Source organism: Pseudomonas sp. FP215 (assembly GCF_030687795.1).
Taxonomy (GTDB): domain Bacteria; phylum Pseudomonadota; class Gammaproteobacteria; order Pseudomonadales; family Pseudomonadaceae; genus Aquipseudomonas; species Aquipseudomonas salmasensis.
In genome coordinates, this window is record NZ_CP117447.1 from 2701839 (window position 1) to 2726261 (window position 24423).

The 24423-nt window shown below is 58.9% G+C and carries 23 protein-coding genes; 12 read left to right on the plus strand and 11 right to left on the minus strand.

All coding sequences use genetic code 11. The features are described 5' to 3' along the window. Positions 1–9: 9 nt before the first annotated feature. From PSH76_RS12380 to PSH76_RS12395, 4 genes are all read left to right on the plus strand, one after another. The gene (locus tag PSH76_RS12380; protein ID WP_032897009.1) at positions 10–1563 is read left to right on the plus strand and encodes a sugar ABC transporter ATP-binding protein; all 1554 of its coding nucleotides are present in this window, start codon (positions 10–12) and stop codon (positions 1561–1563) included. Between the two features lie 26 nt (positions 1564–1589). Then, positions 1590–2612 carry an ABC transporter permease gene (locus PSH76_RS12385; RefSeq protein ID WP_003191668.1) on the plus strand — a complete coding sequence of 341 codons (1023 nt, stop codon included), beginning with the start codon at positions 1590–1592 and terminating at the stop codon, positions 2610–2612. A 410-nt stretch (positions 2613–3022) separates the two neighbouring features. Continuing rightward, positions 3023–3427, plus strand: a complete 405-nt coding sequence (locus PSH76_RS12390) for a TraR/DksA C4-type zinc finger protein (protein WP_003191666.1) — start codon at positions 3023–3025, stop codon at positions 3425–3427. Positions 3428–3586: 159 nt separating this feature from the next. Continuing rightward, positions 3587–3790, plus strand: a complete 204-nt coding sequence (locus PSH76_RS12395) for a hypothetical protein (RefSeq protein WP_032897012.1) — start codon at positions 3587–3589, stop codon at positions 3788–3790. Here PSH76_RS12395 and PSH76_RS12400 read toward each other — a convergent pair whose 3' ends face one another. The 3 genes from PSH76_RS12400 to PSH76_RS12410 form a co-directional block, all read right to left on the minus strand. Continuing rightward, positions 3791–4033, minus strand: a complete 243-nt coding sequence (locus PSH76_RS12400) for a DUF2789 domain-containing protein (RefSeq protein WP_305494181.1) — start codon at positions 4031–4033, stop codon at positions 3791–3793. Between the two features lie 68 nt (positions 4034–4101). Then, positions 4102–4332, minus strand: coding sequence for a hypothetical protein (locus tag PSH76_RS12405; protein ID WP_003191661.1), 231 nt, complete (start codon positions 4330–4332; stop codon positions 4102–4104). Positions 4333–4442: 110 nt separating this feature from the next. Beyond that, positions 4443–4718, minus strand: a complete 276-nt coding sequence (locus tag PSH76_RS12410; protein WP_080765570.1) for a hypothetical protein — start codon at positions 4716–4718, stop codon at positions 4443–4445. Between the two features lie 397 nt (positions 4719–5115). On the opposite strand from PSH76_RS12410, the gene PSH76_RS12415 reads away from it, so the two are divergent. Next, positions 5116–5565, plus strand: a complete 450-nt coding sequence (locus PSH76_RS12415) for a hypothetical protein (protein ID WP_044274081.1) — start codon at positions 5116–5118, stop codon at positions 5563–5565. Positions 5566–5696: 131 nt separating this feature from the next. Further along, on the plus strand, positions 5697–6704 hold the full coding sequence (locus PSH76_RS12420) for an ABC transporter substrate-binding protein (protein ID WP_305494182.1): 1008 nt from the start codon (positions 5697–5699) through the stop codon (positions 6702–6704). 141 nt (positions 6705–6845) lie between these two features. Here the strand turns inward: PSH76_RS12420 and PSH76_RS12425 are convergent, their stop codons facing one another. Further along, on the minus strand, positions 6846–8972 hold the full coding sequence (locus tag PSH76_RS12425) for a TonB-dependent siderophore receptor (RefSeq protein ID WP_305494183.1): 2127 nt from the start codon (positions 8970–8972) through the stop codon (positions 6846–6848). Positions 8973–9063: 91 nt separating this feature from the next. After that, a complete protein-coding gene (locus PSH76_RS12430) occupies positions 9064–9453 on the minus strand; it encodes a DUF2946 domain-containing protein (RefSeq protein WP_138761467.1) in 390 nt (129 codons plus the stop codon). A gap of 93 nt (positions 9454–9546) precedes the next feature. Between PSH76_RS12430 and PSH76_RS12435 the strand changes: the two genes are divergently transcribed. The 4 genes from PSH76_RS12435 to PSH76_RS12450 all read left to right on the plus strand — a co-directional run bounded on the left by PSH76_RS12435 (position 9547) and on the right by PSH76_RS12450 (position 16099). Next, positions 9547–9984, plus strand: a complete 438-nt coding sequence (locus PSH76_RS12435; RefSeq protein ID WP_032897018.1) for a DUF3995 domain-containing protein — start codon at positions 9547–9549, stop codon at positions 9982–9984. 324 nt (positions 9985–10308) lie between these two features. Continuing rightward, entirely contained in the window at positions 10309–11475 is a 1167-nt protein-coding gene (locus tag PSH76_RS12440) for an efflux RND transporter periplasmic adaptor subunit (RefSeq protein WP_032897019.1), read from the plus strand. Further along, the gene (locus PSH76_RS12445) at positions 11472–14648 is read left to right on the plus strand and encodes an efflux RND transporter permease subunit (RefSeq protein ID WP_305494184.1); all 3177 of its coding nucleotides are present in this window, start codon (positions 11472–11474) and stop codon (positions 14646–14648) included. Before PSH76_RS12440 ends, PSH76_RS12445 begins: the two co-directional genes overlap by 4 nt. Continuing rightward, positions 14645–16099: an efflux transporter outer membrane subunit gene (locus tag PSH76_RS12450; RefSeq protein WP_305494185.1), complete on the plus strand. Its 1455-nt coding sequence runs from the start codon at positions 14645–14647 to the stop codon at positions 16097–16099. The genes PSH76_RS12445 and PSH76_RS12450 overlap by 4 nt, the downstream gene beginning before the upstream one ends. Before the next feature lie 256 nt (positions 16100–16355). Here PSH76_RS12450 and PSH76_RS12455 read toward each other — a convergent pair whose 3' ends face one another. Together PSH76_RS12455 and PSH76_RS12460 are read right to left on the minus strand one after the other, a co-directional pair. Then, positions 16356–17648, minus strand: a complete 1293-nt coding sequence (locus tag PSH76_RS12455) for a sorbosone dehydrogenase family protein (protein WP_138761463.1) — start codon at positions 17646–17648, stop codon at positions 16356–16358. After that, the gene (locus PSH76_RS12460) at positions 17645–18070 is read right to left on the minus strand and encodes a DUF2231 domain-containing protein (RefSeq protein ID WP_138761462.1); all 426 of its coding nucleotides are present in this window, start codon (positions 18068–18070) and stop codon (positions 17645–17647) included. The genes PSH76_RS12455 and PSH76_RS12460 overlap by 4 nt, the downstream gene beginning before the upstream one ends. Before the next feature lie 751 nt (positions 18071–18821). Here PSH76_RS12460 and PSH76_RS12465 point away from each other — a divergent pair. Further along, complete coding sequence (locus tag PSH76_RS12465; RefSeq protein ID WP_305494186.1) at positions 18822–19619, plus strand: nucleotidyltransferase domain-containing protein; 798 nt, start codon at positions 18822–18824, stop codon at positions 19617–19619. Continuing rightward, complete coding sequence (locus tag PSH76_RS12470; protein ID WP_305494187.1) at positions 19612–20061, plus strand: NUDIX hydrolase; 450 nt, start codon at positions 19612–19614, stop codon at positions 20059–20061. The genes PSH76_RS12465 and PSH76_RS12470 overlap by 8 nt, the downstream gene beginning before the upstream one ends. A gap of 6 nt (positions 20062–20067) precedes the next feature. Here PSH76_RS12470 and PSH76_RS12475 read toward each other — a convergent pair whose 3' ends face one another. The 4 genes from PSH76_RS12475 to PSH76_RS12490 form a co-directional block, all read right to left on the minus strand. Then, positions 20068–21111, minus strand: a complete 1044-nt coding sequence (locus PSH76_RS12475; RefSeq protein WP_305494188.1) for an FAD-binding oxidoreductase — start codon at positions 21109–21111, stop codon at positions 20068–20070. 14 nt (positions 21112–21125) lie between these two features. Beyond that, positions 21126–21686, minus strand: a complete 561-nt coding sequence (locus tag PSH76_RS12480) for a cysteine hydrolase family protein (protein WP_305494189.1) — start codon at positions 21684–21686, stop codon at positions 21126–21128. A gap of 211 nt (positions 21687–21897) precedes the next feature. Continuing rightward, a complete protein-coding gene (locus tag PSH76_RS12485) occupies positions 21898–22791 on the minus strand; it encodes a hypothetical protein (protein ID WP_305494190.1) in 894 nt (297 codons plus the stop codon). 1 nt (position 22792) lies between these two features. Continuing rightward, positions 22793–24301 (minus strand): AAA family ATPase, encoded by a 1509-nt coding sequence (locus PSH76_RS12490; protein ID WP_305494191.1) that lies wholly within the window; start codon positions 24299–24301, stop codon positions 22793–22795. Between the last annotated feature and the right edge of the window lie 122 nt (positions 24302–24423).

Consider the following 24423-nt stretch of genomic DNA (forward strand, 5'->3'; position numbering starts at 1 on the left):
TACCTCCCTATGCTTGCTCAAGCCGCCACGTCTCAGCCCGCCGCCCACCCGGCGCTGGCGCTGGACGAACCCTACCTGCTGGAAATCCTCAACATCAGCAAAGGCTTTCCCGGTGTCGTGGCCCTGGACGATGTTCAACTGCGGGTGCGCCCCGGCACCGTGCTGGCGTTGATGGGCGAGAACGGTGCGGGCAAGTCGACGCTGATGAAGATCATCGCCGGCATCTACCAGCCCGACGCCGGCGAGATTCGCCTGCGTGGCAAGCCGATCACCTTTGAAACGCCGCTGGCCGCGCAAAAGGCCGGGATCGCGATGATCCACCAGGAACTCAACCTGATGCCCCATATGAGCATCGCCGAGAACATCTGGATCGGCCGCGAACAGCTCAACAGCCTGCACATGGTCAACCACCGCGAAATGCACCGCTGCACTGCCGAGTTGCTGGCGCGCCTGCGCATCAACCTCGACCCGGAAGAACAGGTCGGCAACCTGAGCATTGCCGAACGGCAGATGGTCGAGATTGCCAAGGCGGTGTCCTATGACTCCGACATCCTGATCATGGATGAACCCACCTCGGCCATTACCGACAAGGAAGTGGCCCACCTGTTTTCGATCATTGCCGACCTCAAGTCCCAGGGCAAAGGCATCGTCTATATCACCCACAAGATGAACGAAGTGTTTGCCATCGCTGATGAAGTGGCGGTGTTCCGCGACGGCCAATACATCGGTTTGCAACGGGCCGACAGCATGAACAGCGACAGCCTGATCTCGATGATGGTCGGGCGTGAGCTGAGCCAGTTGTTCCCGGTGCGCGAGACGCCGATTGGTGACCTGCTGCTGTCGGTGCGCGACCTGAGCCTGGACGGCGTATTCAAGGACGTATCGTTCGACCTGCACGCCGGGGAGATCCTCGGTATCGCCGGGCTGATGGGCTCCGGGCGCACCAACGTGGCGGAAACCATTTTTGGCATCACCCCAAGCTCCAGCGGGCAAATCACCCTGGACGGCAAGGCGGTGCGCATTACCGACCCGCATATGGCCATCGAGAAAGGCTTTGCGCTGTTGACCGAGGACCGCAAGCTCAGCGGCCTGTTCCCCTGCCTGTCGGTGCTGGAGAACATGGAGATGGCGGTGTTGCCGCACTATTCGGGCAACGGCTTTATCCAGCAGAAAGCCTTGCGCGCCCTGTGTGAAGACATGTGCAAGAAGCTGCGGGTGAAAACTCCGTCCCTGGAGCAATGCATCGACACCTTGTCCGGCGGCAACCAGCAAAAGGCCTTGCTGGCGCGTTGGTTGATGACCAACCCCCGCTTGCTGATCCTGGATGAACCAACGCGTGGCATCGACGTGGGCGCCAAGGCCGAGATCTATCGCTTGATCGCCTTCCTCGCCAGCGAAGGCATGGCGGTGATCATGATTTCTTCCGAACTGCCCGAAGTGCTCGGCATGAGCGACCGGGTGATGGTGATGCACGAAGGTGAGCTGATGGGCACCCTGGATCGCGCCGAGGCGACTCAGGAAAAAGTCATGCAGTTGGCTTCCGGGATGACCGCAGTCCACTGATCTACAGAATAAGAAGGTGATGGGTTATGAACGCAATAACAGACAACAAGCCGGCAACCGCACCGGTCAAGAACCGTCGACGCATGCCCACCGAGCTGAGTATCTTCCTGGTGCTGATCGGTATCGGCCTGGTGTTTGAATTGTTCGGCTGGATCGTGCGCGACCAGAGCTTTCTGATGAACTCCCAGCGCCTGGTACTGATGATCCTGCAGGTGTCGATCATCGGCCTTCTGGCCATCGGTGTGACCCAGGTGATCATCACCACGGGCATCGACTTGTCGTCCGGCTCGGTACTGGCGTTGTCAGCGATGATTGCCGCCAGCCTGGCGCAAACCTCTGACTTTTCCCGGGCGGTGTTTCCGTCCCTCACCGACTTGCCGGTGTGGATCCCGGTGGCGATGGGCTTGGGCGTGGGGCTTTTAGCGGGGGCAATCAACGGCAGCATTATCGCGGTCACCGGCATCCCGCCGTTTATCGCGACCCTGGGCATGATGGTCTCGGCCCGTGGCCTGGCGCGCTACTACACCGAAGGCCAGCCGGTGAGCATGCTCTCGGACTCCTACACAGCAATCGGCCATGGCGCCATGCCGGTGATTATCTTCCTGGTGGTGGCAGTGATCTTCCACATTGCCCTGCGTTACACCAAGTATGGCAAGTACACCTATGCCATTGGCGGCAACATGCAGGCGGCGCGTACCTCGGGGATCAACGTCAAGCGCCACTTGATCATTGTCTACAGCATCGCTGGTCTCCTGGCGGGCCTGGCCGGCGTGGTGGCCTCGGCACGTGCAGCGACGGGGCAGGCCGGCATGGGCATGTCCTATGAGCTGGACGCGATTGCCGCCGCAGTGATCGGCGGTACCAGCCTGGCCGGCGGAGTAGGGCGCATCACCGGCACGGTGATCGGCGCGCTGATCCTCGGGGTGATGGCCAGCGGGTTTACCTTTGTCGGGGTGGACGCGTATATCCAGGACATCATCAAGGGCCTGATCATTGTGGTGGCGGTGGTGATCGACCAATACCGCAACAAGCGCAAGCTCAAGCGCTGAGTACCTGCCCCCTGTAGGAGCGAGCTTGCTCGCGAAAGCTGCAAAGATAACGCGGGCTATCTGATTGAACGCGGTGTCCTTGAATGCTTCGCGAGCAAGCTCGCTCCTACAGGGGGGGCAGGCCCTTTCAACCGTTTGTCTTCTATATAGCTCCACTACACTGAATTTCTTGCTATAAACGCACTCCCATGACCATTCGCCAAGCCCGTCCTGGTGCTTTTGGGGGTTGATCGGGAAAAAATGCCTGTCTTTTCAGTTGCTGCGCCCTCAAGTCGGCCTTAGACTGCCGCCCCTCGTAAATTGAGTGCCGGGTGGCGCTTGAAATGGACGGCGCCCTTCCGAGACCTGCACAGGCCTTGCGGAACGCTCCCTTATTCGCCTTAATGCACGTATTTTTTATAGAGAAATCAATGACAAAGGAAAAGTTGCTGGCCATGCCGGCGGATGACTACATGAATGCCGAACAGCACGCTTTTTTCGAGAAGTTGCTGCAAGACATGAAAGTGGAACACCACGAGCGCATTGAGCAGAACCGTATCGCCATTGAAAGCCTGGACACCCCGGCCGACCCGGCTGACGCGGCTTCCGTGGAAGAAGAGCGCACCTGGTTGGTGAATGCCATTGACCGCGACCAGCGCATGCTGCCGCAACTTGAGCGCGCCCTGGAGCGCATCAAGGAAGATTCCTTCGGCTGGTGTGACGACAGCGGCGAGCCTATCGGCCTCAAGCGCCTGCTGATCAGCCCCACCACCAAGTACTGCATCGAAGCGCAAGAGCGCCACGAGCAGATCGACAAGCATCAGCGTCAAGCCTGATGCTGTGAATGGGGGCGGCTCTCGAACTGGCCGCCCCGGTCTCTACATTGTTGCTGTTTATGCAATGAAGCTATTCCGAAGATAGCTTTTTCCAACTGGAATAAAACCGTAGCATGGCCAACATTGTTAGCCAGCTAACTAATGCTGCGGAGAAGCTCCATGCAAAACAAAGTCGATGTGGCCGTGATGATCGGCAGTGGCGTACCCGAAACTCTGCGTGCCATGGGCCAGCGAGCCTGCTGGGTGGTGTTGCTCAACGGTGAGCAGCGCGGTACGGCATTCGCCAGCCGGGATGAGGCGCAGGAATGCCAGGCTGCCTGGCAAGCGCTGTTGCGCAGTGAAGCGTCAGACAGCCTGCATTGATCACACGTGGGGAGGCTCATGCAGCAGTGCATTGAGGTCATCCACTGCGGGCGCCCATTCTGCGTCGACGTGCAATTGCTCCCTGAGGAAGTTCGCCTGCTGTTCGCTCCAGAACGGCGCGTCGATGAGTTTTACATCATCGGGCAGGCGATGTTCAGCGGTGAAACGCTCGATAGCTTCCTGGCTGGAATCCAGGCCCAGTTGTTCGAACAGGGTTTCAAGGGTTGGGGGGGTGGTGTCCATAACGTTCTCCATGCGGGCTTATCGTCATGCATGTGAGGGGTAGGGGACGCCAGAGTTCTATCGGATTGTCAGGAATTGAGTGCGCCGCAATCCACGGCGGCTTTCAGCGCCTGGGCCGCTTCTTTGCCTGCCACGGCAGCTGCGTCGGCGGTTTTGAACCAGCGGTCTTTTTCCACCTGGTGCGCGGTGACCTTGTTCAGCGGCGGTTTGGCCCGCATGATGATGACCGCTTGAAACTCGCCGTCTACTTCCCTCGCATCACCGTGGATAATAAATTCGCCAATATCAAATTCCGTCACGTATAGCTTTCCCTTCAAGGTAACTGCGTTGATGAAACCTGACCCGCAGGGGGCAAACTTCAATGGACGGGCCAGTATGGCAGTTGTTGAGGGGCGGTGGCGCAGTAAAGTCAGCCAGGTGACGAAACGACCCGACCGCAACGAGCGTGCAGCTTTGCTTCCAGAGTCTTGGCCAGTTCGCAGGCCTTGTTGTGATCGCTGCGAAAACCCTTGATCCTGCCGCTGGGCACTTCAAGAATATGAAAAAAGTTCTTTCCTGCCGGTACAACTTGGTACAGCACTGAATTGGAGTACCCGTCAAGGTTAAGCAAGCAGTAGTATTGGCGTTCGTCTGGACATGATGAACGAGTGTGGAAAGACGTAGCGTCGTGTTGACGTCGTTGCATGCTCAGCTCCTGTCGATCGATCTTATTGGCCTGTGGTTAGCATTTGCGGTGGTTTTGACCCCTGTTGCTGTTTTAGTATTGTCGTCGGCAGTTCGCGACTGGTTCCATGCCTTGCGTATTTTTTTGTGTTGAGTGTCGGAAAACTGCATTTTTAATCGGGTTATTCTCTGAAGTTGGTCGACCTGTATTCTCGGGTCGTTGAACCTGTGATTTGCTGTACCACCGGATGACCTTGCATGAGGTCCGCCGCAGATGTCTGTACTAGGCTTACGCGTTCTCTTCAGTTTTTTAATGACTCTGTGATCGTGTCGTAACGGCGATTTTTTTGTGCTGCGCGCTTCGGCGGCCAGCGCTTTTTTGATGTGGGGGCGTTTCCTTGGCAGTCAGTAATCTGGATATGCACGCGTTATTCGTGCTGGGTGATTTGCGCGCTAAGTTGGTCAAGCAGTTTCAATCTCGGTTTGTCTACATCACTGAACAGACGCCGGAAGGTATTTATATCGCCGAGATCGATACCGAAACGGCGCTGGTCGTGGATGACAAGCCGCGTCTGGAACTCAAAGTGGGCGACCATTTTCGCGCGTCGGTGTTGCCCAGCCGCGAGGGTGGCAAGTTCGAGTTGAGGTTTCGCGATATCAAGTTGACCGTGTACGGCCTCGGCGACTATGCCTTTGTGTCATCGAACGAAGGCCAGGGCATTGTGTTCAAGGAAGGCCACAGCGTAATGCTGGTATTCGCCGCCCATGAGCAATTGCAAGAAGGGTTGACCAAAACCCTGAAGGCCGTGACGGGCAAAGCCGCCAAATGGCGCAAGGGCGAGCTGGTGACCTTCAAGGCCAGCGAGTAGGTACTGAACACGTTGTGCCTCTTTGTCTTTTGGAACCTCTACTACAGTTGAGTTGACTTAACTATTCAGAGGCTTCGCGCATTCGCAGCAAAGCCGTTCGCCATGACTGCGAAAACGCGAGGTGCAAAGGCATGAAAGGATTGAAGTCACTGTTGGCGGCGGGCCTGACAACCCTGAGTCTGTCATTGCCGGTATCGGCTGCCCAGGCACCGGTGCATTTTGCCGACCTGAACTGGGAAAGCGGCAGCCTGATCACAGAAGTCCTGCGTTTTATCGTCGAGAAGGGTTATGACCTGCCCACCGACACCTTGCCGGGCACCACCATCACCCTGGAAACCGCCCTGGCCAAGAATGATATCCAGGTGATCGGCGAGGAGTGGGCAGGCCGCAGCCCGGTGTGGGTCAAGGCTGAAGCCGAAGGCAAGGTGGCGGGCCTGGGCGATATCGTCAAAGGCGCCACCGAAGGGTGGTGGGTGCCGGAATACGTGGTCAAGGGTGACCCGTCAAAAGGGCTCAAACCCCTGGCACCGGACCTCAAAAGCGTACAGGACCTGGCGCGTTACAAGGACGTGTTCAAAGACCCTGAATCCCCAGGCAACGGGCGCTTTCTCAACAGCCCCATCGGCTGGACCTCCGAAGTGGTCAACAAACAGAAGCTCAAGGCTTATGGCCTGGACGACAGCTACGTGAACTTCCGCAGCGGGTCGGGCGCGGCGCTGGATGCGGAGATTGCTTCGTCGATTCGCCGGGGCAAGCCCGTGCTGTTCTACTACTGGTCGCCGACCCCGTTGATGGGGCGCTACAAATTGATCCAGCTGCAAGAGCCGCCGTTTGATGCAGACGCGTGGAAGACCCTGACCGATGCCGACAACCCGAACCCTAAGCCAACACGCTCGTTGGCGTCCAAGTTGAGCATTGGCGTATCGACGCCGTTCCAGCAGGAACATCCACAAATTGCCGAGTTCTTCGAGAAGGTCGAGTTTCCCATCGAGCCGCTTAACAAAGCCTTGGCGACGATGAGCGAGCGTCACACGCCCCCTAGGGAAGTGGCCCAGGCGTTTCTCAAGGAACATCCACAGGTGTGGAAGGCCTGGTTGACGGACGATGTGGCGCAGAAGGTCGAGGCGAGCCTCAACTAAGCGCCAGCCTTTGTATCGAGTGAATATCAACCTGTGGGAGCGGGCTTGCTCGCGAATGCAGCGTGTCAGTGACAGATCAATTGCCTGACACACCGCTTTCGCGAGCAAGCCCGCTCCCACAGGTTTGATTGTATTGCAGGTTTAGAATCGAGTTTGTACAGCCAGCTCAAAGGTCCTCGGTGACCCCAGATAATACGCCGGCGACACATGGGCAAACTCGGCATACACCTCGTTGGTCAGGTTACGCACCCGCCCGGTGACCGAGGTGTTCGCATCCAGCTTATAGCGCAGGAACGTGCCAAACAGCGTATACGCCGGCACGGTCTGGGTGTTGGCATTGTCTGCATACACCTGGGCGACGTAGCGCGCCTCCACGCCACCTTGCCAGTCCTCGGCAAAGTCGTAGGTCAGCCACAGGTTGCCCACGCGCTTGGGCACGTTGGTTGGCGTATTGCCCTTGCGCGACACCACGGCGCCGCTGGCGGTTTTTTCGTTGAACTCATCATACTGCGCATCCACCCAGGCGAAGTTGCCTTCGGCCAGTAGCCTCGGGGTGATGCGCAACGAGCTGGCCAGTTCGATGCCCTTGGACGACTGCGCGCCCACCGGGATGCTGTTGGTCGGGTCCAGCGGGTCGGTGACGGCAAAGTCCTTGCGTTCGATCTTGTAGGCCGCGACCGTGGCCGAACCCCGACCTTCCAGGTAATCGAACTTGCTGCCGATTTCCCATTGCTTGCCGGTGGACACGTCGAACACTTGGGTAGTGGTATTGGGCTGTTCGACGGCGGTGCTGTATTGCACATAGACATTGGCAGACGGGATGAACTGATAGGTCAGGCCCACCCGGCCCGTTACCGGTTCCCAACTGCGCTTGAAGTGCCGCGGGTTGGTGGCGGTGATCGTGCGATGGTTAGTCACGTCCAGGTCGATAGCGTCATAACGTAGCCCGGTCAGCAGCGAGAGCTTGTCCGTCAGCCCCAGGCGGTTCTCCACAAACAGTGCCTTGGTGGTCACCTGGTTGGTTTTGTCCTTGACGAAACCCGGCTGGGTACCGGGAATATCATAGAAGTGCCCTGGGTCGTAATGGTTCGGATCCACGCTACTTTTGCCCGGCACGTTCAAGGGGCTGTTGGTGGTGCTATTGACCTTGTACTCAAAACCGCCAGACCAGGTGGTGGCAAGGCCGAACACGCTGGTGTCATGGCGCAGTTCGAACTGGTTGCCGTTCTGCTCGCCCTGATGCCGCACCTGATAGGCCGTCGAGCGGTTCACCGCGCTGTTGTCGGCGTTGTACTGGTAAGTCTCCAGGTTGCGGTAGTCGCGCTGGCTGTCGAGGTGGTAAAGCGTGTTTTTCAGCGTGGTGCTGTCGTTGATCCGGTAGTCGATGATTGAACGTGCCCAGATCGTGCGTTGCTCATAACGCCCGTCGGCGACGTTGTAGTTATTGAAGCGGTTGTGCTTGTCGATCTTCAGCTCACCGGCCTTGGGGTTGAGCACAGGCGTGCCCCAGTACGGGCTGTCTTCATGTTCGTCCTGATATTCCAGGGCCAGGGTGTGGGACAGATTGGGGGTGAGGTCGCTGAGCAGGGAAAACGCCACGCTCCAGGCATCGCGCTGGTCGCGGTCGATGTAGCTGTGGTTGGTGTTGCGGCTCACATCCAGGCGGGCGTAATGCTGCACCTCGGCGCCGGGTTCGGTCAGCGCATGGTTGAGGCCGAACGCCATGCCAGCGGTGTCGTAGCTGCCATAGTTCAGTTGGCCTTCGACGGCCTGTTCCTCGCGGGTCGCCAGCTTGGTCACGTAGTTCAGCGAGCCGCCCACGGAGCCTGCGCCGTTGATCAAGGAGGAGGGGCCACCCACCAGTTCGACGCGGTCGTAGATCCACGCATCCACCGGCCGCGCCAGGCCGGTGGCGACATTGATGCCGTTGAACATCTGGGTGATCTGGCTGCTGGTAAACCCTCGGTACGAGACAAAACCGCCAAACCCGGGCGGCGCGCTGGCGTTGACGCCGGGCAGGGTATTGGCCGCATCGCGGAAGGTCTTGGCGCCGTGGCGCTCGATATCGTTGCGGTTGGCGATGGCCACTGACGCCGGGGTTTCCCGCACGCTCAGGCCCAGGCGCGAGGCCATGCCGCTGGATTGGTCCAGGGCCAGGCCTGGCTCGGCACTTTGCTCGCCATCAATGGTGGTCGGCGCCAGCTCAAGGGCCGAGGCGCAAACAGGCAGGCAGCCGAACAGGCCCGCCAACAGGGGTAAATGTTTCATGGTTGAATCCTGAAAACTTGGCTCGAAAACAACGCACAGCCACCCGTACTCCTTACGGCAACGGGGCAATGCAGATCAGAAAGCGCAGGGATCAGGCGAAGGCAGGTGGCGCGCGCGGATTAGCCGCAGGCCAGCTGAAGCGGGCAGGAATGTCAGCGGCAAGCACCACCGCAGCAGGCGGCGCGTGGGGTTGTGGCAGCACCGCCACATTCAGGTGGGAGTTGAGCGCCGGGCCCATGCCGCCGGTAGAACACAGCGGGCAACCAAACGCCTTCGACAGCGTGGGCAGGTTCTCGTCCGTCGAGTTGCTGGGCAGCGGCGCCTGGGTGCGTGGGTCGACCGTGCAGAACTGGCCGCTGATGCCGTTGAGCTGCATCCCCACCATCTGCCCATGCCCAATGCTGCAGGCGAACACATTGAACAGGACGCAGCAGTAGAGCATCCAGGCAATGAGCGAGCGGTCGGCACGGGCGAGTTTCATGGGGCGGCACTTTATCATCAGCGACCGACGAAATGCCTGCAAAAAATCTCAGGGCGACTATCCTCATTCGCACATTTTTAGGGAGCGCCGGCCATGAGCTTTGTGATTGCGCGATGGATCGTCGGGGTCTTTACCTTCATCAGCATGGTGCATCTGTATTGGGCTGCGGGTGGCAAGCTCGGTAGCCTGGCCGCTATCCCGCAACTGCCCGGAGAGTTTGCCAGCGGGCCCCGGCCGGCGTTCAAACCGTCGGCGCTGGGCACCTTCCTGGTGGCGATGGGGCTGGTGGCGATTGCCTTGCTGGTGTGCCTGCGCGCCGGGCTGTATTTCTCGCCGGTGTCCCATGGGGCGTTGCAGTGGGGCATCAGTGCGATTGCCGTGCTGATGTTTGCCCGAGCTATAGGGGATTCGGAGCTGGTGGGGTTTTTCAAGAAGGTCGGCGGGTCGAAGTTTGCTCGCCTGGATACGTATTTTTACTCGCCGTTGTGCCTGGTGTTGGGCGCAGGCTTGTTGATAGTCGCCTGGACCTGAGCCCACAGATACCTGGCTGACACCGCTCAATCCAAATGTGGGAGCTGGCTTGCCTGCGATGCAGACACCTCGGTCTATCAGCCAAACCAGGTTGATCCCTTCGCAGCGATGCGGCGACCCGACAAGCCAGCTCCCACCTTCAACCGCGTTCGACAGGTAACCCCGAGCGCCACCAAGCCTCGCTGGCCGCCATTTGATTCACCTCCAAGTATTTCTCAGACAAAACACACCCCCGGTTTTATAGCGCTTGACCTTCCCAGTATGGCAAGCCGGATAAAAACCCCACGTGTCGATTTGTCTTGAAAATTCCAAGGAGGGTGAACGATGTACACCAAACCAGTAAGCCTGATTGCCGGGGCGTTGGCCGTAGCGTTAACGCTGGGCGGATGCTCGGACAAGGCGCCGCCAGCTGCAGCCGCCCAACCACCCGGCGTGCCGGTGGCCCAGGTGGTGGCGCGGGCGGTGACGCCGTTTGTGGAGTACACCGGTTCGTTGACCGCCATCGACCAGGTTCAATTGCGCCCGCGAGTCAGTGGCTATCTGCAAAGTGTCAGCGTGCCCGAAGGCCAGTTCGTGGCCAAGGGCAGCCCGTTGTTTGTGATCGATCCGCGCATGTTCCAGGCGGCAGTGAACGCCGCCAAGGCGCGTTTGCGCGAGGCAGAGGCCAATGCATCACTGGCCCAGGCCGAGCATGGCCGCGCCGAGCAGTTGTACGCCAAGAAGGTGGTGGCACGTGATCGCCTGGATACCGCCATTGCCTCGTTGAATGCCGGCAGGGCCCAGGTTGAGGCGGCCAGGGCTGCGCTGGATACGGCGCAACTGGACCTGAGTTACACCCGCGTCACCGCGCCTATCAGCGGGCGCATCGACCGCGCATTGGTGACGGAAGGCAACTATGTCACACGTGGGGAAACACCCCTGACCACAATTGTCTCCATCGACCCCTTGCATGTGTACTTCGACGTGGACGAACGCACCTACCTGCATTCGTTGGCAGCGACGCGGCAGCATGCCGGGTCCAAGGGCGAAAACGCTGCCAAGGTCATGGTGGCGATGCTCAACGATACGACCTATGCACGGGCAGGGCGCGTGGACTTTCTGGCCAACTCGGCCGATCGCAAGACCGGCACCGTGCGCGTACGTGCGGTGGTGGCGAACCCGGATGGGCGCTTGACGCCTGGGCTGTTTGCCAAGGTCAAGCTGGACACCGGCGCGGCGCAACCCCGGGTGTTGATTGCCGACCATTCCATCGGCACCGACCAGGGCCGCCGTTATGTGCTGGTAGTGGGTGAGGGTGACAAGACCGAATACCGCCCAGTCGAACTGGGCCCGGTGGTTGACGGCCTGCGGGTCGTCGAACAGGGCCTGCAACCGGGCGAGCGCATTGTCGTCAAAGGCCTGGTGCGCCCCGGCATGCAGGTAACACCACTGGCTGCCAGCATCGAGGGTAAGCCGCTTGAGGCGCCGCTGGCGGTGGGGGGCGTGCAATGAGCTTCCCACGCTTTTTCATTGACCGACCGATCTTCGCCATCGTCCTGTCGGTGTTGATGATGATCGGCGGCATCGTGGCCTTCTTCCATTTGCCGTTGAGCGAATACCCGGCCGTCACGCCGCCCACGGTGCAAGTGACTGCGTCGTATCCAGGGGCCAACCCGCAGGTAATTGCCGAGACAGTGGCAGCGCCGCTGGAACAGGTGATCACCGGGGTCGAGGGCATGCTTTACATGACCTCGCAGTCGGCCACCGATGGCCGCATGATCCTGACCGCGACCTTTGCCCAGGGCACCAATGCGGACATGGCCCAGATCCAGGTGCAGAACCGTGTGTCGCGAGCTTTGCCGCGCTTGCCCGAAGAGGTGCAGCGCCTGGGCGTGGTCACGCAGAAGACCTCGCCGGACATCCTCATGGTGGTCCACCTGCTGTCTCCCGACCAGCGTTATGACCCGCTGTACATCTCCAACTACGCCTACCTGCAGGTGCGCGACGAGCTGTCGCGCCTGCCGGGGATCAACGATGTGCTGGTGTGGGGCGGGGGTGAATACAGCATGCGCCTGTGGCTCGACCCGGACCTGATCGCCGCCCGTGGCTTGACCGCCGGCGATGTGATTGCTGCCGTGCGCGAGCAGAACGTGCAAGTGGCTGCCGGATCGGTCGGCCAGTCGCCGGATTCCACTGCGGCCTTCCAAGTCACGGTCAATACCCTGGGGCGCCTGACCGACGAAGAACAGTTTGGTGACATCATCATCCGCACCGGCGATAACGGCCAAGTCACGCGTTTGCGCGATGTGGCCCGTATCGAAATGGGCGCCGATGCCTACGCGCTGCGCAGCCTGTTGGACGGCGAGCCGGCGGTGGCCTTGCAGATCATCCAGAGCCCGGGGGCGAACGCGCTGGATGTGGCGCAGTCGGTGCGCGATACCATGCAGCGCCTGCAAACCAACTTCCCCGAAGGACTGGTGTCGCGGATTGCTTATGACCCCACCGTGTTTGTGCGCGCTTCTCTGGAATCGGTCGCCATCACGCTGATGGAAGCGATCCTGCTGGTGGTGATCGTGGTGGTGGTGTTCCTGCGCAACTGGCGCGCGTCGCTGATCCCCTTGATGGCCGTGCCGGTGTCGATCATCGGCACCTTCGCAGTCATGCACCTGATGGGCTTCTCCCTCAACACCTTGTCGCTGTTCGGCCTTGTGCTGTCGATTGGCATCGTGGTCGACGATGCCATTGTGGTGGTGGAGAACGTCGAGCGCCATATCGAGAACGGCGAGGAGCCGATGCAGGCTGCGCGGCGAGCGATGGGCGAGGTTACTGGCCCTATCATTGCGATCACCTCGGTGCTGGCGGCCGTGTTCATTCCCACTGCGTTTCTCAGTGGCCTGCAAGGCGAGTTCTATCGGCAATTTGCGCTGACCATCGCAATTTCCACCATCCTCTCGGCGGTCAACTCCTTGACCCTCAGCCCGGCGCTGGCCGGCCTGTTGCTGCGGCCACGGCATGCCGCCGTGGTGCCCGACCCGCGTAGCCTGCGCGGTCGCGCCACGCGGCTGTTGGAGGTGCTGGGCCGGCCGTTCCAGCGTGCGCCGCAAGCCTATGGCAACACCGTGCGCAAGGTCGTCGGCCGTCGCGGCGTGGCGCTGTTGGCCTACGGCGGCTTGCTCGCGCTGACCTGGTTTGGCTTCAACGCGGTACCGGCCGGCTTCGTGCCGATGCAAGACAAGTACTACCTGGTCGGCATCGCCCAACTGCCCAACGCGGCCTCGTTGGAGCGTACCGATGCGGTGGTGCGGCAAATGTCGAAAATCGCCCTGGACGAGCCGGGGGTCGAGAGTGTGGTGGCGTTCCCGGGGCTGTCGGTCAATGGCTTCGTCAACGTCCCGAATGCGGCGGTGATGTTCGTCATGCTTGATCCGTTCAAAGAACGCACCTCGGCGGATATGACAGCGGTCGCTATTGCCGGGCGCCTGCAAGCCAAGTTTGCGAGCATTCCCGACGGTTTCCTCGGCGTGTTCCCACCGCCGCCGGTACCGGGGCTCGGGGTGACCGGGGGCTTCAAGCTTCAGGTCGAAGACCGTGGCGGAGTGGGGCTTGAGGCGTTGGTGCAGCAGACCCAAATGCTGATGACCAAAGCCACCGAGTCAGGCCAGGTGGCCGGGTTGATGACCAGCCTGGACGTCAACGCGCCGCAACTGAATGTCGACATCGACCGCACCCAGGTCAAGAGCCAGGGCGTGCGCCTGGCGGATGTGTTCGAGTCGCTGCAGGTCTATCTGGGGTCGCTGTATGTCAACGACTTCAACCGGTTTGGCCGCACCTACAAAGTCACGGCCCAGGCCGATGCGGACCACCGCATGCAGGCCGAAGCCATTGGCCGTCTGCAGGTGCGCAACGCCGCTGGGGACATGCTGCCGTTGTCGGCGTTTGTCACGGTCACGCCGAGCTCGGGGCCTGACCGGGTGATTCACTACAACGGCTATCCGTCGGCGGATATCTCTGGCGGCGCGATGCCAGGGGTCAGTTCCGGGCAGGCGGTTGCGCTCATGGAGCGTCTGGCCCAGGAGGTACTGCCCGAGGGCGTGACCTATGAATGGACGGACCTGACCTACCAGCAAAAGCTCGCCGGGTCATCGGCCCTGTTTATTTTCCCGCTGTGTGTGTTACTGGCGTATTTGATCCTCGCCGCGCAGTACAACAGTTGGCTGCTGCCGTTGGCGGTGTTGCTGATCGTGCCCATGTGCCTGCTCAGCGCAATCCTCGGCGTGTTGCTGGTGGACGGCGACAACAACGTGTTCGTGCAAATCGGGTTGGTGGTGCTGGTGGGCCTGGCGGCGAAGAACGCCATCCTGATCGTCGAGTTTGCCCGCAGCCTCGAAGCCGAAGGCGCCAGCCCCTTGGAGGCGGTGATCCACGCGTGTCAATTGCGCCTGCGGCCTATTTTGATGACGTCTCTGGCGTTCATCGCCGGCGTGGTGCCGCTGGTGTTTGCCAGTGGCGCCGGTGCCGAGATGCGCCATGCCATGGGGGTGGCGGTGTTTGCCGGGATGTTGGGCGTGACACTGTTCGGCCTGTTCCTCACGCCGGTGTTCTATGTGGTGATGCGCAGCCTGGCGTTGCGCGTGCAGCGTCAGGGGGCGAGCCCGAAGGTGCAGCTAAAGGAGAGCGCATCATGAAACAGGCGTATCCAGCTTTTGTGTTGTCGTTGACCCTGCTGGCCGGTTGCGGTTCGGTGGGGCCGGACTATTCCGCGCCGGTGCTGCCTGCTGCGCAGCGGGCGACGAGCTTTGGCGCGCCCATCGCCGGGCTGGGTCCGGGCGAGGTGGAGGTGCAGTGGTGGCAGGTGTTTGATGAGCCGGCACTGAGCCAATTGATCCAGCAGGCACTGGCGGCCAACCACGACATTGGCATCGCCGCCGCGCGCCTGGACGAAGCCAAGGCGCTGCTGCGTGAAAGCCGCCAAGGCTTCCTGCCCAGCGGCGGCGCCGCCCTGGGCTACGAGCACCGCAAGCGCAGCGAGGTCGAGACCCCGTTCGGCGAGCAGCGCTCCATTGAAACCACCCGCGCGGCGGTGGATGCGGCCTGGGAAATCGACTTGTTTGGCCGCGTGCGTCGCTCGGTGGAGGCGGCCCAGGCCGAGGCGGGGTCGCGTCAGGCGTTATTGCGCAACGTGCAAGCGAGCGTCGCGGCGACTGTTGCGGCCACCTGGTTTGACCTGCAAGGCATCGAAGCCGAACAGGCCGTGGTTGCGGATATCAGCCAGAGCCAGCGCGACAGCCTGGGCCTGGTGGGGCAGATGGTCAGCGTCGGCGCCGCCACCGAATTCGACCGGCTGCGCGCCGAAGCCTTGTTGCGCAATGTGGAGGCGGTCGCGCCTGACCTGGAACGACGTCGCGCCAAGGCAACCAACGCGTTGACGGTGTTGTTGGGGCAGGCGCCTCAAGGGTTCAAGCCACCGCAGGCCCGGCCTGGGCGTGAAACCTTGAACCTGCGCACGCTGCAGGTGGGAGACCCAGCCGGCTTGCTGGCGCGCCGCGCCGACATTGCTGCGGCCGAACGCACGCTGGCGGCCGCGACCGCGCAGATCGGCGTGGAAACCGCTGGCTTGTATCCGGACATTCAGGTGCAGGGCTCCATCGGTTTGCTGGCCGGAAGCCTCAGCGCCCTGGGCGATGCGGGCATGCAGTCGAACTTTATCGCGCCGGTTATTCGCTGGTCGCTGCTGGACACCGGGCGCGTACGTGCGCGGATTGCCGCCAGCGAGGCGCGCACCCAGGCGGCCTTGATCGCTTATGACCAGACTGTGTTGCGGGCCTTGCAGGAAACCGATGATGCGTTCCAGGCCAACCGCACGGCCGGCAACACCCTGGGCTTGCGGCTGCTGGAGGCGGCCGCCAATCGTGAGGCCGCCAGCTTTGCGCGCGAGCGGTTTGCGCAAGGCGAGGGCGTGTACCTGGATGTGCTTGAGGCCGAACGTGCCGACTTCACCAGCCGCCGCGCGTTGACCGCAGCGCGCACGGAACAGCGTTTGGCGGTGGTTGGGATCTATAAGGCGCTGGGTGGCGGGTGGGAGATCTGCGAGCGGGCGGGGCAGGCGTGTAGCGGGGCTGCTGCTGTGTTGCGGTAACGGTTAGGTATCAAATATACGACGGTGGGCTTGTGGGAGCGGGCTTGCTCGCGAAGGCGGTGGGTCAGTGACTGAATCTTTAACTGAACCACCGCAATCGCAGGCAAGCCAGCTCCCACATTGGTTATGTATTGCCCAAAGAATCAGCGCCTGGCACAGACCTTGTGTGCGCCCGATGGCAGCCTGACAGCCGAACAGCAGGTTGGATCAGACAGCCTATACATCAGTCTCACTACCCCGTTGCGTCGTTCCTCGATTATTGGTTACGTGTGACTCGCCAAACAGTATTGGCCAAGTCGTCAGCAATGATCAGCGCGCCTTTGGGATCCACGGTCACTCCAACCGGGCGGCCACGGGTTTTGCCGTCGTCGCCGCGAAAGCCGGTGGCAAAGTCGATGGGCTCGCCCGCCGGTTTGCCGTTGCTGAACGGTACGAAGATCACTTTGTAGCCCACTGGGTCGTCACGGTTCCAACTGCCGTGCTCGCCGACAAACACGCCGTCAGCGAATTTTTCACCCAGGGCGGGGATGGAGAAATCCACGCCCAACGCGGCCACGTGGGAACCCAGGCTGTAATCGGGCTTGATCGCCGCGGCCACCTTGGCCGGGTTTTGCGGTTGTGCGCGGGGGTCGACGTTCTGGCCCCAGTAGCTGTAGGGCCAGCCGTAGAAGGCACCTTCACGCACCGACGTCAGGTAGTCCGGCACCAGGTCGGGGCCCAGTTCATCGCGCTCGTTGACCACCGTCCACAGTTGCCCGGAACGCGGTTGGAGGGTCAGCGCCGTCGGGTTGCGCAGTCCCGTGGCGTAGGGTTTGTGCGCGCCGGTGGCCGCGTCGATCTGCCAGACCATTGCGCGGTCGATCTCCACTTCCATGCCGCGCTCGGTGATGTTGCTGTTGGAACCGATGCCCACATACAGCTGGCGCCCGTCCTCACTCACGGCCAATGACTTGGTCCAGTGATGGTTGATCTGCGCCGGCAGGTCGGTGACTTTGACCGGCGGGGCGCTGGCCTTGGTCTGGCCGTCGGCGTAGTCAAAACGCACCAGTGCATCCTGGTTGGCCACATACAGTTTGCCGTCGGCGAATGCCAGCCCGTAGGGAGCGTTGAGGTTGTCGGCGAATACCGTCTTGAGTTCATAGGTGCCGTCACCGTCGGCGTCACGCAGCAGCGTAAGGCGGTTGCCGCCCTTGACCTGGGTGTTGCCCTGGGCCTTGATCATACTGGCGATCACGTCCTTGGGCTTGAGCTTGGCCGCGCTGCCGCCACGGCCTTCGGCCACCAGGATATCGCCGTTGGGCAGCACCAGGGTCTGGCGTGGGATCGCCAGGTCAGTGGCGATAGCGGTCACGCTGTAGCCTTCGGGCACCTTGGGCTTTTGATCGCCCCACGGGGTGGGCTCGGCAATCTTCATGCTCGGCAACAGGCTGCTTTGTTGCTCAGGCAGCTTGGGGTCTGGGCCGCGCGCCTGGGTCTTGTCACCTTCGCCGCCGCAGGCACTCAGCAACAGGGCGGCGCTGAGCAGGGTCAGTGTGTTGAGTGGTTTCATCGGGCAGCTCCTGAGCGCAGGTTGGTCAAGCCGATCCAGGTGGCGACAATCGCCAGCACGGTGACGATCGCCGACAGCATCAAGCCGGTGGGCATCATGGCGTAGGCGTCCTTGGCATGCTGGAAGGCATTGACCAACCCAAGCACCCAAGTGCCCAGCAACAGCAGGAAGTACGCCACCGGGCGCCCGGCCTTGCGTTCGGCACGCACCAGGTTGACCAGCGCAAACAGCAGGGCAAAACCACAGAACACCAAGGCTCCTGCGATCAGCCAGGAGGCAAAATTGGCCCATTGGATCTGGTAGGTCTGGCCGTAGGCGATATCACTGAGCAAGGCTCCGAGAAACAACGGCACGGTGCCGGCGAGCAAAGTCCCGTGCAACGGCCCGGGCCTGACGACGGGGTAAGTGGGGAGGGTAGTCATGGTGGTGGCGGCTCCTTATCGTTCTGCACCCTGGACTCAGGGCGCGCTGACTTCGCATAGAAAAGGAGCATGGCGCTTGTAAGAAAGTTCACTGGGAGGGCGTTTCGAGGTGTGTTTCGATCCGGCGTTCCGCTGCATATGCAGGTATCTAAACAATTTTGTCCTGTGGCGAGGGAGCTTGCACCCGTGACGGTCTCACAGCTGGCGCTGATCTATCTGACGCACCGCAATCCAAATGTGGGAGCTGGCTTGCCTGCGAAGGCGGCCTGGCAGTCGACACAGTTGGACGGTGTACATATCCGTTATTTAGGTAACGGCCACCTAGGGTTCCGCCCTGACGGCGGCTCACTTTTGAACAGCGCAAAAGTAAGCAAAACGCTCTTGCCCCACCACTCGGCACCTCGCTTAGGCTCGGTGTGCCCGTAATCCGCCAGTGATTTGGGGGGCCGCCGCCACGCGCCATCCATGGCGCGGGGCGGCTAAACCGGCATCCCTGCCGGTTTACCCCCCAAATCCCTGTCGAATTCCGGCCAGCGTGGTTTGACGGGGCGCTTAAGATCAAGATCAAAAGCAGATCAAGAGCGGCTCGCTTCGCATCGTGGTTAGCGTCTGCTGCTACAGCCCACAAAGTTATGTAGATACCTATGCCTGCATCTGTTTACCACAGCGGCTATATGACTCATCCTTCCTGGCCCGATATGAGGAATCGCGTTATGCCCACTCTGCATCTGCTCTGCGGCAAGATCGCATCGTGAACACCCAAAAATCTGCAGGCATTGATGTCGACGGCTATATCCTCACCGTTGCCGATGGGCCTATACAACCCGAGTTCCAGCCCCTGCTGACGGACATCTGCGCTACCTTGTCCCGGCCTGAACTGGGGCTGCACGGGATTTACCTGTATGGCAGCATCGCACGGGGCGAAGGTGAGATCGGCATTTCTGATCTTGACCTTTCCCTGATACTGGTCGAGCCACCGGATGCGCCCGTGCTTGAGCAATTGGAGTCGGCCCGACTCGCGTTGGAGCAACGGCATCCCCAAGTCACCAAGATCGACTTTGATATCGGTCACCGCGCCCAGGTGTTGGCGCCCGAGAACCGAAACCGTTGGGGCTTCTGGCTCAAACATCATTGCCGTTGTCTCTGGGGCGAAGACCTGTCGCTGCACTTCGAACCGTTTCGCCCGTCTCGCGCCATCGCCCTGGCGGTCAACGGCGATTTTGAACAGGCGCTCACGGGGTATCTGGTAGGTATCGAACAGGCCAGCACTGAGCACGTACGCCATCGCTTGCAGCGGGAAGCGTCGCGGGCCTTGATCCGCGCCACCCACACTCTGCGAGCGGAAGATGCGCAAACCTGGCCGCAAACCCTGGAAGAGTACGTCGGGCTGTTTGTTCAGCATTACCCGACCATGCGCGTGCAAATCGCCTATTTCCTGTTTGAGGCACGCAACCCGAGCGCCGAGGGCGAGGCATTTACGACACGCCTGCGGGCGTTTCTGAGCTGGATGAATTCGGCCGTCATAGAAAGGAATCAATCAGATGCGTGAACGCAAAGCCGCACGATTACTGGTCATAAACCCTGCACAGCAAGTGTTGCTGTTTCGCTTCGTGCACAAAGAAGGCGCCTTGGCCGGCCAGGATTACTGGGCCACACCGGGCGGTGGCGTTGAGGCCGGGGAGACCTTTCACAGTGCCGCGATTCGTGAGTTGCGCGAAGAGACCGGGATCACGGTCAGCAGCGTCGGGGAATCCGTGGCAGAGCGTAGTTTCCCCTTGATGTTACCTAGCGGTGAAACCGTGTTGGCGGTTGAGCGGTACTTCGTTGTGCATGCATCCAGCGACGCGCTTTCCAGGGCCGAGTGGACGGTAGAGGAGACCCAGGTGATGGCGGATCATCATTGGTGGTCGGCACAGGCGCTGCGCGCAACGAGCGATACGGTATGGCCGCAGGCGTTGCCGCAAATGCTGGAGGATGCCGGGGTGTTTTAGTCGCTCCTAGCGGGGAAAGAACCGCTGGGGCCTGCAAGCGGCCAGAGCGGGGCAAGGCCTGTCATCCATGATCTCTTCACTGGCCAGCCGCCCGACGATGGCCGCCAGCGTTACCCCAGGATGCATCGCGCAGACATACACACCGCTCAGGCCCGGCAACTCGCCAATGATGGGAATGCCATCTGCCGGCATGGGCCTGAGCCCGACGCAGGCCAATTGCGGCTCGATAGACGTGACGCCTTCGAGCTCATCTGCAATGGCGCGGGCGGTGCGCATGGCAATAGCGGCCGGTTGGTTGTGCGGGGCATCGTCCAGATAGTCTTCCGCTGCCAGCCAGGCACCTTCGGCACTTTCGCGCACCTCCATCGCCGGGTTGGAAATAAGCGTGCGCACAATGCCGGACGGGGCGCTGTAGCGGATAAAAATCGCGGGGGAGGCGTCAATCGGCAAGGGAAAACCCAGCTGCTTCGTTAGCGCTGGTGCGCCGGTTCCGGCGGCGAGCACCACCAGGTCAGCATTGATGGTGCCTAGACGGGTTTCAATGCCGGTGACCTTTGAGCCCTGAGTCTTGAAACCCAGCACCGGCGTATGCGTCAGCAGCTTGGCACCGTGGGCCTGGGCCCCCGTTATTAACGCCTGGGTGGTGTGTACCGCGTCCAACGCGCCTTCTTGGGCTTTGAACTGCGCGTGCTCGGGCGGTTTTTTCAACTGCGGTTCAAGCTCGCGAATACGCTCGCGGGTGACCCGTAAAGTCATCGCCGGTTGGGTGTTCGTGTCGTAACACAGGGCGCCTGTCCAACGAACGTTCACGCTGGGCAGTTCCTGTTCCAAGCGGTGATATTCGTGGATAGCTGCTGTGCGCAGAGAGGCAATGGGGTCAGGCGCGTCGTGGGTGGTGTTGATCCAGGCGAATGACGTGGCCGTGACCCCGGACGCAACGTCGCCGGCATCGACCACCGTCACATTCGCACCCTTGCCGGCCAGGTGGTAGGCCAGTGAAGCCCCCACGATACCGGCGCCAATGACCACAATGCGTTTGCCCTGAACCATATCTGCCGTCCTTGTTATTGGCGTGCCAAGATTTCCCCGGTGTTCAGCACCCTTGCATAGTCCATCGCCAAGTTACTCAGCGACAACGCATGCACATCTTCAGCGGCCCACAGCCGCCCCGACAAGTCGGTTTGGTCGAAGGTAAAACAAGCATCCGCCGCCACGATCACGTCGAACCCCAGGTTGCCGCCTGAGCGTGCGGTTGATTCCACTGAATTGTTGGTGATGACGCCGACGATCACCAACTGCTGGATCGAACGCACGTGCAGCCAGCGCTCCAGGCCTGTGGCGCTGAACGCATCCGGTACGTTTTTCTCCACCACATGCTCGTGAGCCAGGGGATGCAGCGCATCCTGGAACTCACAGCCGGGCTGGCCTGGCCGGAACACCGAAGCGGGAGAGCGGGAGATATGCCGCACATGGACGATCGGGCGTTGGACCAGGCGCCAAGCGTTGAGCAACTGTTGTATACGCAGTTCGGCGTCTGGGTTGTTGCGGCGGCCGAGGGTGGTATCGGCCATACCTTTTTGCATATCGATGATCAACAATGCAGCGTTCGTCGCTATCGGTTCCATGGCCAGTCCTTTTTGCGGTTGGGCTGTAAAGAAGTGCCGCCAGAGCCCTAGCTTAAATTGTATTTTACTCAAAGAGTAGTGAAGTGTACGCCATCAACTGAAGTTTGTAGCAGGCGGTGCGCATTCGCGAAAAAAGTTACACGCGTTTTTTATATAAGATATTGAGCCTGATAAGTATATTCGAATTTTCTAGCAAGAGATAATACGCTTGTTAAAAGGTGTCATAGATATCAGCAAACAGTTTGCCTAGCAAGTATTTATTGTGTTTGGCGCGATCAAATCTAAGTAGCGATGCCTCGCTAAATTGCAGCCCAAGCTGAGTGTTCAGCCTTGCCTCTTCGTAATCAGTTTTAGCTAGAAAAAAATCTACAGCCTCCATCAAGAGAACCTCATATCTCTCGTTAATAATGAAGGTTCTAAGCGAGTTTTGGGATTTGACACAGCTGGCAGGCGCTGTTGCTGCCAATTTTACCATTTGAAGATTGAGCGAAATATCATCGAGAAGCCCTGATGGATCCTTAGTGCTGAAAAGCTGAAAGGCGATAATTTCATTGTCGAATAAAGGATTCAGATGAGGGACTTGGTAAAAATTTTCTTGGCCTTTCAGGCTGGAGTTGCAAGTCGAACAGCTGGGTACAAGATTGTACAGCGTTAGTGCGAGATGAGGATACTGATCTTTTAAGAAAAAATGGTCGAGAGTAGGTCGAAAAGCTCCATCTTTGCATTCTACAGTAAAAGCGTAGGCATGATTGCAGTAAGGACAGATTCTGGTTCTTGATTTTTTACATAGAGCATAAGCGTTCCATGCTCCACGCTTGCTGATAAATTTTTCATAGTTGAAAAGTTTCTGCAGTTCTGTGAGTAGTCGCTCTTTCTGTGAATCGAGGCGTCGGGTGTGATTATCAAGAATCGTTATGCTGTTACAGATATCCAGTAATGTATGCGAAATAATTAGTTTCCGCGCTTCGCGAACGAAGTAATAGGCAGGTGTTTTTGGTCCGCAAATACTATATTGTGAGTAAAGAAAGTTGTGAATTATTTTTTTTAAGTGGCCTGTATGTTCGACCTCGGCATCCGCCCAGTTCGCATTAATTGATAACAGCATTTTAGTCCTTGATGCATTCGGAAATGCGAAATATCTCGGCTTTTATAATTGGGTTGTCGATGCTCTCAACTGTAAATTTGTCCAGGGAGGATGCTTGGCCTGACTTTATAGCATCAATCGCACACCTGATTTTTATGGACGCAAACTCCCCTATCGTTCTCGCACCGAATGATTGATTCAGCAACGTGTGCAATGGCGCTGCGAATGCGCTCGGTGTTACGCTTTCGCCGAAAGACTCCATTCGACAGATGAATTGTTTAGGGATGTCGGTGGCCAATAATGGCGAGTGGGTAGCAATGATTAGCTGGAGGGAGCTGATTTGTTTTTGTTTTTTTAGATCCGATAATAATGAGTTGAGCTGGCTTATATATCGACGCTGCCATTCAAGATGCAAAAAAGCATCTCCTTCGTCAATGAGTATCAATAGCTTGTCTATCCCTTTCTTTGCATAGGATGTGATGGCCTCAGAAAGCAGTGCTAGCTGCGCTACGACTGCAAATTGCCCGGAGCTCATGTTTTGAAAGCCAACATCGAAAAAAAGGTCAATGCCCAAATTTTTTAATGTAGACGCGTCTTCATAGTGCATCAGAGCAACCTCGGCATATGCTTTGCTGCCAAGTTTTATATGTGCGGCACGTGCGGTTAGGAATTTATCAATCGCTTTTATTTCATTATAAAGGCGTTCTGCTTTTTCTGGGCGAACTCCGATAAACGATATTTCCCGTATGCCGATAGCTTTGAAAACGATATGCTGAAATACATGGTCGGGCGTTTGAGTGGCCAGATGATGCTCAAGTACCGCGAAAAGTGCAAACAACGACTCTTCACTTTTCGCATGCTGCCGTAATTCACGGTAGAGTATGGCTGCTGAATCTTCAATTATCCGCTTTTTGCTGACTTCTCCTTCAGCGGGTTCATCGTTTATCGAAAATGACGAGAATTCCGTGCTCATGACTTGTCTGGGTGTCAGTAGGTGGTCGAAATAACTAAAGAGAGCCGGAAATAACTCTGCGAGTTTTATTGGCACATCATCTATTGCGGCTTTGACTAATAATAAGTCAATAAGATTTTTGCATGTGTTTCGTATGTTAATGGCTCTGCTGGCATAGATTTTTGGGGATATATCAAATGCACTAAGAATTTGTGTGTAAGGACGAAGATCAAAAGCTGAAATCGATTCGCCCCACTTAGGTGACACGTCAACAAAATTTCTGGTCGCGTGTATGCGGCGCCCGTGTTGTACTGGTGAATAGTAGATTGCCCCCCATCTGTTTCGCATCTCTCCGAATGTCAATTCTTTTTTTGAATCAAGCATGACCTCGCAAGCGTATCGTCCGAATCGAGAAGAGGGTAAGAATTTATCGATTATTTTTTTAAAAATAGTCGTTTTGCCTGAGCCATTGTTTCCGATAATTAAGGAGATTGAATCTATATCGAATATGTTTGGTATTCCCTTTTCTTCAAGGTTCAGGTTAATGATTCGGTCATCAACTTCAATTTTACTAATCATAATTTTATTCGAAAAATTGGATTGTGGCATTATGCCATGTATTGCCCCGTGGTCAAACGACGGTAGTCGCGCTGCGAACAGCCTCATGATCATATTGGCGTATTGCCCGAGCTGAGCTGCAA

Excerpts from the sequence above, each read along its gene's own strand:
- PSH76_RS12380 (WP_032897009.1), top strand. The coding sequence starts at position 10 with ATGCTTGCTCAAGCCGCCACGTCTCAGCCCGCCGCCCACCCGGCGCTG.
- PSH76_RS12385 (WP_003191668.1), top strand. The coding sequence starts at position 1,590 with ATGAACGCAATAACAGACAACAAGCCGGCAACCGCACCGGTCAAGAAC.
- PSH76_RS12390 (WP_003191666.1), top strand. The coding sequence starts at position 3,023 with ATGACAAAGGAAAAGTTGCTGGCCATGCCGGCGGATGACTACATGAAT.
- PSH76_RS12395 (WP_032897012.1), top strand. The coding sequence starts at position 3,587 with ATGCAAAACAAAGTCGATGTGGCCGTGATGATCGGCAGTGGCGTACCC.
- PSH76_RS12400 (WP_305494181.1), bottom strand. The coding sequence starts at position 4,033 with ATGGACACCACCCCCCCAACCCTTGAAACCCTGTTCGAACAACTGGGC.
- PSH76_RS12410 (WP_080765570.1), bottom strand. The coding sequence starts at position 4,718 with ATGCAACGACGTCAACACGACGCTACGTCTTTCCACACTCGTTCATCA.
- PSH76_RS12415 (WP_044274081.1), top strand. The coding sequence starts at position 5,116 with ATGCACGCGTTATTCGTGCTGGGTGATTTGCGCGCTAAGTTGGTCAAG.
- PSH76_RS12420 (WP_305494182.1), top strand. The coding sequence starts at position 5,697 with ATGAAAGGATTGAAGTCACTGTTGGCGGCGGGCCTGACAACCCTGAGT.
- PSH76_RS12425 (WP_305494183.1), bottom strand. The coding sequence starts at position 8,972 with ATGAAACATTTACCCCTGTTGGCGGGCCTGTTCGGCTGCCTGCCTGTT.
- PSH76_RS12430 (WP_138761467.1), bottom strand. The coding sequence starts at position 9,453 with ATGAAACTCGCCCGTGCCGACCGCTCGCTCATTGCCTGGATGCTCTAC.
- PSH76_RS12435 (WP_032897018.1), top strand. The coding sequence starts at position 9,547 with ATGAGCTTTGTGATTGCGCGATGGATCGTCGGGGTCTTTACCTTCATC.
- PSH76_RS12440 (WP_032897019.1), top strand. The coding sequence starts at position 10,309 with ATGTACACCAAACCAGTAAGCCTGATTGCCGGGGCGTTGGCCGTAGCG.
- PSH76_RS12445 (WP_305494184.1), top strand. The coding sequence starts at position 11,472 with ATGAGCTTCCCACGCTTTTTCATTGACCGACCGATCTTCGCCATCGTC.
- PSH76_RS12450 (WP_305494185.1), top strand. The coding sequence starts at position 14,645 with ATGAAACAGGCGTATCCAGCTTTTGTGTTGTCGTTGACCCTGCTGGCC.
- PSH76_RS12455 (WP_138761463.1), bottom strand. The coding sequence starts at position 17,648 with ATGAAACCACTCAACACACTGACCCTGCTCAGCGCCGCCCTGTTGCTG.
- PSH76_RS12460 (WP_138761462.1), bottom strand. The coding sequence starts at position 18,070 with ATGACTACCCTCCCCACTTACCCCGTCGTCAGGCCCGGGCCGTTGCAC.
- PSH76_RS12470 (WP_305494187.1), top strand. The coding sequence starts at position 19,612 with ATGCGTGAACGCAAAGCCGCACGATTACTGGTCATAAACCCTGCACAG.
- PSH76_RS12475 (WP_305494188.1), bottom strand. The coding sequence starts at position 21,111 with ATGGTTCAGGGCAAACGCATTGTGGTCATTGGCGCCGGTATCGTGGGG.
- PSH76_RS12480 (WP_305494189.1), bottom strand. The coding sequence starts at position 21,686 with ATGGAACCGATAGCGACGAACGCTGCATTGTTGATCATCGATATGCAA.
- PSH76_RS12485 (WP_305494190.1), bottom strand. The coding sequence starts at position 22,791 with ATGCTGTTATCAATTAATGCGAACTGGGCGGATGCCGAGGTCGAACAT.
- PSH76_RS12490 (WP_305494191.1), bottom strand. The coding sequence starts at position 24,301 with ATGATTAGTAAAATTGAAGTTGATGACCGAATCATTAACCTGAACCTT.